Annotated in this window: 8 protein-coding genes; all 8 read left to right on the forward strand. The window is 56.4% G+C overall.

From position 1 onward, the window contains the following. The coding region (locus tag BG52_RS10975) for an aminotransferase class I/II-fold pyridoxal phosphate-dependent enzyme (protein ID WP_036667266.1) at positions 1-687 on the forward strand (687 nt) is incomplete at its 5' end. Between the two features lie 112 nt (positions 688-799). Next, positions 800-1540 (forward strand): methylenetetrahydrofolate reductase, encoded by a 741-nt coding sequence (locus BG52_RS10980; protein ID WP_036582156.1) that lies wholly within the window; start codon positions 800-802, stop codon positions 1538-1540. A 29-nt stretch (positions 1541-1569) separates the two neighbouring features. Further along, positions 1570-2517: a 5'-3' exonuclease gene (locus BG52_RS10985; protein ID WP_051587647.1), complete on the forward strand. Its 948-nt coding sequence runs from the start codon at positions 1570-1572 to the stop codon at positions 2515-2517. Between the two features lie 377 nt (positions 2518-2894). Further along, entirely contained in the window at positions 2895-3977 is a 1083-nt protein-coding gene (locus tag BG52_RS10990; RefSeq protein ID WP_051587648.1) for a LacI family DNA-binding transcriptional regulator, read from the forward strand. Between the two features lie 2 nt (positions 3978-3979). Next, entirely contained in the window at positions 3980-4864 is an 885-nt protein-coding gene (locus BG52_RS10995; RefSeq protein WP_036582157.1) for a carbohydrate ABC transporter permease, read from the forward strand. Next, complete coding sequence (locus BG52_RS11000; protein WP_036582158.1) at positions 4854-5684, forward strand: carbohydrate ABC transporter permease; 831 nt, start codon at positions 4854-4856, stop codon at positions 5682-5684. The genes BG52_RS10995 and BG52_RS11000 overlap by 11 nt, the downstream gene beginning before the upstream one ends. A gap of 120 nt (positions 5685-5804) precedes the next feature. Then, positions 5805-7172 (forward strand): ABC transporter substrate-binding protein, encoded by a 1368-nt coding sequence (locus BG52_RS11005; RefSeq protein WP_144340798.1) that lies wholly within the window; start codon positions 5805-5807, stop codon positions 7170-7172. A 78-nt stretch (positions 7173-7250) separates the two neighbouring features. Further along, positions 7251-8626: glucosidase family protein (locus tag BG52_RS11010; RefSeq protein ID WP_036667262.1), on the forward strand; the 1376-nt coding region annotated here is incomplete at its 3' end.

Below are 8626 nucleotides of genomic sequence, written 5' to 3' on the forward strand. Positions count from 1 at the left end.
ATCTTCGAACGGCTGGTTGCGACTGCGAAGCGCTGCGGCGTGCTTGTTGTGCACGATCTTGCCTATTCCGAAATGGCATTCGACGGCTTTCGGCCGCCCAGCATTCTGCAGATTGAAGGGGCCAAGGACATAGCGGTCGAGTTCCATTCGCTGTCGAAAAGCTTCAACCTCGCCGGCGGCCGAATCGGCTTTCTCGCGGGCAATGCCCAGGCGGTCGGCGCGCTGCGCGATTTGAAGGCCAACCTGGATTACGGTGTGTTCGAAGCCGTACAGGAGGCGGGCATCGAAGCGCTGCGCGAGGACATGGACGGCGCCGAGCCCGTCGGCGCGGTATACGAGCGGCGCCGTGACCGGTTTCTGACGGCGCTCCGGGCCGAAGGCTGGGGAGTGACGCCGCCGAAGGCGACGATGTTCGTATGGGCGCCGTTGCCGGGCGGCTGGCAGAACCGCGCCGGGTTGGCGGTGGCGGCCGCGCCGGCTTCCGCTGCTTCGATCGCTGCAGACGATACGCGAACGTCGCGCGTGTTCGCCCGCGAGCTGCTGCGCGCGACCGGCGTCGCCGTTATCCCGGGCAGCGCGTTCGGCGCTCAGGGCGAAGGCTATGTGCGGATCGCTCTGGTGGAGGAAGCGGACCGACTCGAGGAGACGGCCCGCCGGATCGGACGGTTCATCCGCGGCGAGTTGTGACGGAAAACGCATGCCCGTAAACGGGTGGTCTCGTGTATAATAGAAATTGGACATGTTTCTGGTGGAACGTTGTCCGGCTTTTTCTATTAAAAAGACTGTGGAGATCTAGCAAATGCATATTTCGATAGAACTGATTCCCCGCGACCTCGATGGGTTTCGGGAGGAGCTTCAAACGATCAAGACTCGGCACACGCCGATCGATACGGTGAATGTGCCCGACCTCATGCGGCTTTCCGTTCGGAGCTGGGAAGGCACGGCGGCCGCCAAGTCTTTCTACGAACGTGCCATTCCCCATATCCGGGCGATCGACTTCGACCTGCGCGAGCCGTTCAAGCTCGGGAGCGAGCTTGTGGACAAACAGCTAACGGAAATTCTCGTTGTGGCGGGCGATCCGCCGACCGACATGATGCGCAAGGTTTACCCGACGAAGACGGCCGAGCTGATCCGCAAGGTGAAGCAGGAATATCCGCAATTGAAAGTTTATGCGGCGATTGATCCTTACCGCAGCAGCATCCGCGAGGAGATCGGCTATGTCGGAGAAAAGCTGGAGGCGGGCGCAGACGGCTTTTTCACCCAGCCTTTCCTGGACGTCCGGTTGATGGAAGTTTATGCCGAGCTGCTGCCCGGCTGCGAGATTTATTGGGGCGTATCGCCGGTAATGACGGATGCGTCGCGCGGCTATTGGGAAACGAAGAACAACGCGGTGTTCCCGGGAAACTTCAAGCCCACGCTCGATTGGAACGTCGACTTCGCAAGGCGGGCGATCGATTGCGCCGGCACGGTCGGCGGGCACATCTATCTGATGCCGATCAAGGTGGATTTGGAGGCTTACTTAAGCGGCATTTTCAATTAGCAACCGTTGTATTGATATGGAGGGGAAGCATGGAATGGAAAGAAAGCCGGGAACGGCTGCTGATCGTTGACGGCATGGCGCTGCTGTTCCGAGCGTATTTTGCGACCTCGTTCACGGGGGCGATCCGGCGGACGAGCGCGGGGGTGCCGGTCAACGGCGTGCACGGCTGGATCCGTTATTTCTGGAACGCAGTGCAGAAGTTCGAACCTACGCGCGTCGTTTGCTGCTGGGATATGGGGAGCACGACGTTCCGCACCGGTCAGTTCGAAGGGTATAAGGCGAACCGGCCCGAAGCGCCGGACGATCTGAAGCCTCAGTTCGATCTGATCAAAGAGGTTGTGGCCAGCTTCGGCATTCCGAACGTCGGCATTCCGGGGTACGAAGCCGACGATTGCATCGGCACGCTTGCCAAACTGTATACGCCGCAGGCGGATGTGTTTATTTTGACAGGCGACCACGACATGCTGCAGCTTGTGGACGATCGGATTACGGTCGTCATTATGAAAAAGGGCCATGGCAATTACGCGGTCTACACGCCTGAATATCTGCTGGAGGAGCGACAATTGACGCCGGCGCAGATCATCGACCTGAAAGGGTTGATGGGAGATACGAGCGACAACTACCCGGGCGTTAAGGGCATCGGCGAGAAAACGGCGCTCAAGCTCGTGCTCGAATACGGCTCGATCGAGGGGATTCTCGGCAATCTCGATGCATTGTCCACAACGATCCGGGCCAGAATCGAAGCCGATCTGGATATGCTGCACCTGTCGCGCGATCTTGCGACGATCCGCTGCGACGCGCCGGTTGAGCTGGATTGGGAGACCTGCGTATGGGCGCTCGACCCGGCGGCGGTGGCAGACAAATTCGAGGAGCTCGAGTTCGGCGGCCTGATCAAGCTGGTATTGGGCGGTTCGGCGCCAAGGGCGGCGGGGAAAGAAGATCCTTTTGTGCAGACGGCGCTGACGATGGATGTCTAAGCGTTTGAAGCTCTCTATCACTTAGATGGTTTAAGCCGCGATTGCTTCCCGGTACTGCCGGGAAGCAGTCGCTTTATTTTTTAAATCAATGACCCTCGATATTGTGTTCGCTACATTTAACGGAAGAACGCGGCTTACCCGCATCAGCGCAAGCACTTGCTTACTCTCCGCCGCAGGAAACTCACTATTATCAAGATTAATTAAACGATTAACTCAATTTAAGCGGAACTGCGGATTTTTTCGCCAGGAACCCATGAATTCCATAGGGTTTCACCCTTTGAAAACACTTTCATAACAGTAATTTTAAAAATAATATTGCCAAAAACCCAAGTCGGGACTATAATTCACTTAAACGTATAACTAACTGGGGCGATGATATGAAAAGACCGACGCTGAAGGACGTTGCGAAGGCTGCAAGCGTTTCCACCGCTGCCGTATCCTATGTGCTTAACGGAAAACACGAGAAAGTGTCCGGCGAGACTTTGGAACGGATCAACAACGTCATTAAAAGCTTGAATTACGTGCCCGATTATTCGGCGAGAAGTCTCGTCAAAAATCAGTCGAGGCTGATCGGCATCGTCATTCCGCAGACGGAAAAGCATGCCCAGCTCATTCTGGAGAATCCTTGGTACAGCGAGATTATCAGCGGGATAGAAGGGAAATTGCGCAAATACGGCTATCATTTGCTGCTGTCGGGCGTCAATCAGGGTGAGAGCTATCTGGATTTGCTGATCCAACGCAATCTGGACGGCGCGATCATTATGGGGATTTACCCGGAGGAATTTTACGAAGGCCTCAAAAAGATCAAAATTCCGATCGTGCTTATCGACAGCTATATCAATGACAGCTACTTTTACCGGATCGGCATCGATGACGAGTACGGCGGGTATCTGGCGACCAAGTATTTGATCGATAGGGGCCACACGAACATCGGCATGATTACGGGCGCGATCCGCAGGGAGGGCGTGGTTGAGAAGCGGTTTCTCGGCTACAAGCGGGCGATCCGCGAGTCCAATCTTTTCTACAACCCGGATTACGTGTTCGAGGACTCCATGAGCTACGATCACGGCGTCGCGGCGGGCCACCGGATCGCGTCCGCTTTTCCGGAAATTACCGCGGTGTTCGCCACGGCCGATATGATTGCGTTCGGTCTGATCAAAAGCTTCACGGACGAAGGCATCCGAACGCCCGACGACATTTCGGTGATCGGCTTCGACGATGTGTTCATGTCGAGAATGTTCCTTCCTCCGCTGACGACGGTCCGCCAGGATATCAAGAAAAAGGGCGTGATCGCCGCGGAGCGGCTGCTCAGCCTGATCGGCGAAGCCGGGGATGACGACAACGGGCAATCGGAGGATCTGCGAGAGACGATTCTCCCGCTGGAAATCGTAGAGAGGGGAACTGTCATCCGACGCGGGAACGGGCAGAGCCTGACGGAAACGGAGCACGGGAGAGGATAACCATGGTAGGACAAAAAACATTTTCGAAATGGCTGATCATCATCGTTTTTTTGCTGCCGAGTCTGGCGGGGCTCGTCCTGTTTCAGCTTATTCCGCTGCTCTCGTCCGCCGTGATCAGCTTCACGGACTGGGATCTCATTACCAAGGCGCGTTTTGTCGGCTTCGACAACTACCTAGAGGCGCTTGGTGATGAACAGACATTAAGCTCCTTGCTCAACATTGTGCGCTACATCGTCGGTTATCTGCCGACCGTCCTGGTGCTGGGTCTGTTTTTCTCGGTGCTGCTGGGCCGCAAGATGAAGGGCGTGAAGCTGTACCGGATTTTCATTTTTATCCCTGTCATTACATCCTGGGTGGCCGTGGCGATCGTGTGGAGATGGCTGCTTAACGGGCAGAGCGGGCTGGTCAACTACTTCCTCTCGTTCTTCGGCGTTCAGGGGCCGATCTGGCTGCAGGACTTTACCTGGGCAATGCCGGCGATCATTGCGGTGAGCATCTGGAAGGATATCGGTTACGTGACGATTATCCTGCTGGCTGGACTGCAGGAAATTTCAGATGATTATTACGAGGCGGCGATCATCGACGGTGCGAGCGGCATCGGGAAATTTTTCAACATCACGCTGCCTTTGCTGACGCCGAGCCTTTTCTTCGTCATCGTCATCTCGCTCATCAACGGCTTTCAATTGTTCGACCAGGTTATGGTGATGACCCGCGGCGGGCCGGCGGGCGCAACCGCCACGCTGGTACAGCAAATCTACGAGAATGCTTTCCAGAATTACAAAATGGGCTTCGCATCGGCCCAATCGTGGATTTTGTTCCTGATTATATTTGCGGTGACGTTAATCCAGCAAAGTCTGCAGAAAAGGTGGGTCACCTATGATCGCTAGACGCAACTTGATCCGCGACGCGCTTGCCCACTGCGTGCTGATCGTTGCGGCCGTCGTGCTTATTTTTCCGTTCGTCTGGATGTTGTCCGGCTCGTTCAAGGACAGTCTGGAAGTGGTGAAAATGCCGCCCAATCTGATCCCGGAAACGTTCCGCTTCAGCAATTACACCGAAATCACGAAATATTTTCCGATCTACCGATTTCTTGCGAACAGCATAGCGGTATCGGTCGTTACGACCGCGCTGCAGCTGCTGGTCTGCGCCATGTCGGCGTTCGTATTCGCCAAAATCAGGTTCAAGGGCCGGGAAGCGCTGTTCGTGCTTTTTCTGATTACGATGATGATTCCGATGCAGGTTACGATGACGCCGCTGTTTATCGTGTTTCAAAAGCTGAATCTGATCGATACCTACGCGGGTCTTATTCTTCCCGGGATATTCAGCGCCTACGGCACGTTCCTGCTCAGGCAGCACATCACGACGATTCCCGATACGCTGCTCGAGGCCGCCTTCATGGACGGCGCATCCTATTTCAAGGTGTTTCGGTCGATTATTTTGCCGCTCAGCAAACCGTCCATCGCGGCACTGTCGATTTTCTCGTTTATGGCAACGTGGAACAACTTCCTGTGGCCGCTGATCATCACAAGCGACACGAACATCATGACGCTCCCGATCGGGCTCAGCAAGCTTCAGGGAAGATGGGCCACCGAATGGAATATTCTGATGGCCGGCAACGTCGTCAGCTTTATTCCAATCTTCATCGTGTTTCTTTTCGCCTCGAAATACATCATTAAGGGAGTGACGATGAGCGGGGTCAAAGGTTAAACCGGTGATTCTCTTAAGGGGGTGGTGCCGGGGAAAACCGGCGGCAGCGAGTTGCGCGAGGCACGAAGCACGAAGCACAAGGAAAGGGACTCATTAAACAACGAAAAGCGAGGGTTGTACATGACAAAGAAAAGCAGGATTTGGTCCGTACTGATCTTAATCGCGGTCATGCTCGTCGTGACGGCATGCGGAGGCAATAACGGCGCCAAGCAGCCGAGCAATGCGAACACACCGGCCGATACGACGGCGGCAAATGAGGGGAACAAAGAAAAAGATCCCGCCGCCGAGCCGAAGCAGGATCCTGTCACGTTAAAGTTTATGCAATATACGGCCAGCGGCTCGCAGGAGGAAACGCTGGATGCGATGGTCAAGGCATTCGAGGCCGCCAACCCTGCTATCAAGGTGAATGTGGAAGTCGTCGACTATGCCAACTACTACACGAAGCTCAACACGCAGATCGCATCGGGGGATGGTCCTGACGTGTTCGAGGTCGGCTATGAGAACTTCGCATCCTATGCGGCCAAAAATACATTGAAGGATTTGACATCGGTGATCGCGGCTGACACCTCGTTCAAACCGGAGTCTTTCCAAGGGCTTGCGTATGACGCATTCAACTATGGCGGCAAGCAATACGGTGTGGTAGAAAGCTTCTCCGCCGTCGTTCTTTACTATAATAAGGACTTGTTCGACAAATATCAAGTTGAGTATCCGACAGCCGATTGGACGTGGAAGGAAGAGCTGGCAGCGGCTAAGAAGATGACGGATCCGAAAAACGGGGTTTGGGGCACCTACGCGCCGATCCAATTCTATGAATTCTATAAGACGATCGCGCAAAACGGCGGCGGCATCTGGACGGCCGACAACAAGCCGAATGTCAACAGCAAAGAGAATATCGAAGCATTGAACTGGATGCTCGGCAAAGCGAGCAAGGAGAAGGTTTCGCCGCCGCTGAACGACGATACGTTCAGCCAGCCGGACGCCGATCTTAATGCGTTCATGGCTGGCAAGCTCGCGATGCTGCGTGCGGGCACCTGGAACTTTGGGCGCTTCGCCGAGGCTCCTTTCAAATGGGACATCGCGCTGGAGCCGGGCAACACGCAAAAAGCGCACCACTTCTTTGCGGACGGTCTCGTTGTTGCGGGCACGACCAAGAACGAGGAAGCCGCATGGAAGTTCATCAAGTTCATGTCCTCCGATCCGGCGGCGGTGAGCCTGCGGATCGAGAAAGGCTGGAGCACGCCGGCCGTGTCGGATGACGCCGTCATGCAGGCTTATTATGACCAGAAGCCGCCGGAGTCCAAAAAGATTATGCTCGAAGCGCTCGACAGCCTGGTGCTGCCGCCGGTCGGCCCGATTCCGGACCAATGGGGCGATCTGCAGAAAGCGATCGGAGACGAGCTCGAGAAGGCAAAGCTGAAGCCGGATTACACGGCTGAACAGGCGTTGAATGCGGCGCAGAAAAACGTCGAGAAGCTGCTTGGAAAATAAGTCATCGGGTTGAAGTTAGCCGGGGTCGTTGTTTGTGCAATGGCCCCTTTTTTATTAGCTATCGGGAGGTAACGCGCTTTGGAAAGTTTGGCGACATTGGCTCAGCATCGCGACAACGCGTTTCGGTGCTACGCATTGATCAAGTCGGGTGACGGCACCGCAGCTTATTCGCTGGCTGCGCAGCTGTTCGCCGCAGAAGGCAAATCCGTCACGGACGAGGCTTTTGCGCTCTGGGCTGCGGGGGAATATTTAAACGCGACCAAGGACAACCGCTTAATGCAAGCGATCGGGACCGCCGTTGTGAAAGCGGTCGGACGCATTGAGAGCGAATGGCAAACGCCTCAGAGCCATTGGCTCGATTCGCGGCGAAACGGCGTGTTTTTGACCAACCTTGCCATCTACTACGCTGGGCTCAGCGCGATCGGACCGCATGCCGGGGACGAGCGGACACCGCAGCTCACGAAATCGATCCGCGAGCTTTTATTTGCCCGTTTCATTAAAGACGGGCGTGTCGTCAGCGAACTGGGCGATTCGGCCGTGCACGGCGACATCGCGGCCGCCGCCATTCCGTTCGGGCTGCTCGGCATTGAGGACCGTATTCTGATCGAGGCGCTGGCGGTCGTCGAGGAATCGCTCACGGATAAAGGCGTCCGTCTGTCGGCGAACGACACGTTCTTCGGCGGCTGCGAGCGGACCGATGTGACCTGCCTGCTGGCCTGGTATTACGCGAACAAGGGCGAGATCGGCAAGTCGAAGTCGCTGCTGGCGCATGTGGAGCGGCTTTATCGCCAAGACGGCGGCATCGGCCTGCTGGATGTGTCGACGGCAAGGGAACCGCTGCTGCTCAAGCATTGGCAGTCGCAAGCGGAGGAGCCGGACAGCGGGCTGAGCGTTATTTTGTTTGAACTGGCTTCCGCAAGCGTGCGATCAGGGGGGGGGCTACTATCCGGCGTGGCCGCAGACACGGTCGATATGCTTCACATGCCGAGGGGGTACGACGATCCGTATGTAACGATGCCTTATGAAAGGCTGCCGCGCGAGCCCGAAGCGGGCGATACGGTTTTCGTGCGCTTGATGACCCGACCGTTCCATCCGAGCCAGCGCATTACGGTGCATGTCGAGGTGGACGGTGCTGCTTATCCGGTGCCGATCCCGATGCAGGCGGAAACGACGCCCGACGGCGATAAGGTATGGGCCGCCTGTTTGGGCGTTTTCCAGGCGGGGCAGCAGGTGCAGTACGAGTTCCGGCTGGACGGCGAACACGGCGTGCGACAAACGGAAGCGTATCGTTTTCTGGTCAGGCAATGGCTGCCGGTCGATCGGGTGCAGCGGATGGAATCGACAGGCGAAGCCATCACGATCCGGTTCGCCGACCGATCGGAATTCGGCGAACGTTCGGCGGTTCTCACGCTGGCGCGGCACGAAACCGGAGCCGTCCAGCTTTCGTTCGGGAC

It is taken from the genome of Paenibacillus darwinianus (assembly GCF_000598065.1).
GTDB lineage: Bacteria > Bacillota > Bacilli > Paenibacillales > Paenibacillaceae > Paenibacillus_I > Paenibacillus_I darwinianus.

Bases quoted from the DNA above. Each gene is read 5' to 3' on its own strand.
- BG52_RS10995 (WP_036582157.1), top strand. From the start codon at position 3,980: ATGGTAGGACAAAAAACATTTTCGAAATGGCTGATCATCATCGTTTTT.
- BG52_RS11000 (WP_036582158.1), top strand. From the start codon at position 4,854: ATGATCGCTAGACGCAACTTGATCCGCGACGCGCTTGCCCACTGCGTG.
- BG52_RS11005 (WP_144340798.1), top strand. From the start codon at position 5,805: ATGACAAAGAAAAGCAGGATTTGGTCCGTACTGATCTTAATCGCGGTC.
- BG52_RS10990 (WP_051587648.1), top strand. From the start codon at position 2,895: ATGAAAAGACCGACGCTGAAGGACGTTGCGAAGGCTGCAAGCGTTTCC.
- BG52_RS10985 (WP_051587647.1), top strand. From the start codon at position 1,570: ATGGAATGGAAAGAAAGCCGGGAACGGCTGCTGATCGTTGACGGCATG.
- BG52_RS10980 (WP_036582156.1), top strand. From the start codon at position 800: ATGCATATTTCGATAGAACTGATTCCCCGCGACCTCGATGGGTTTCGG.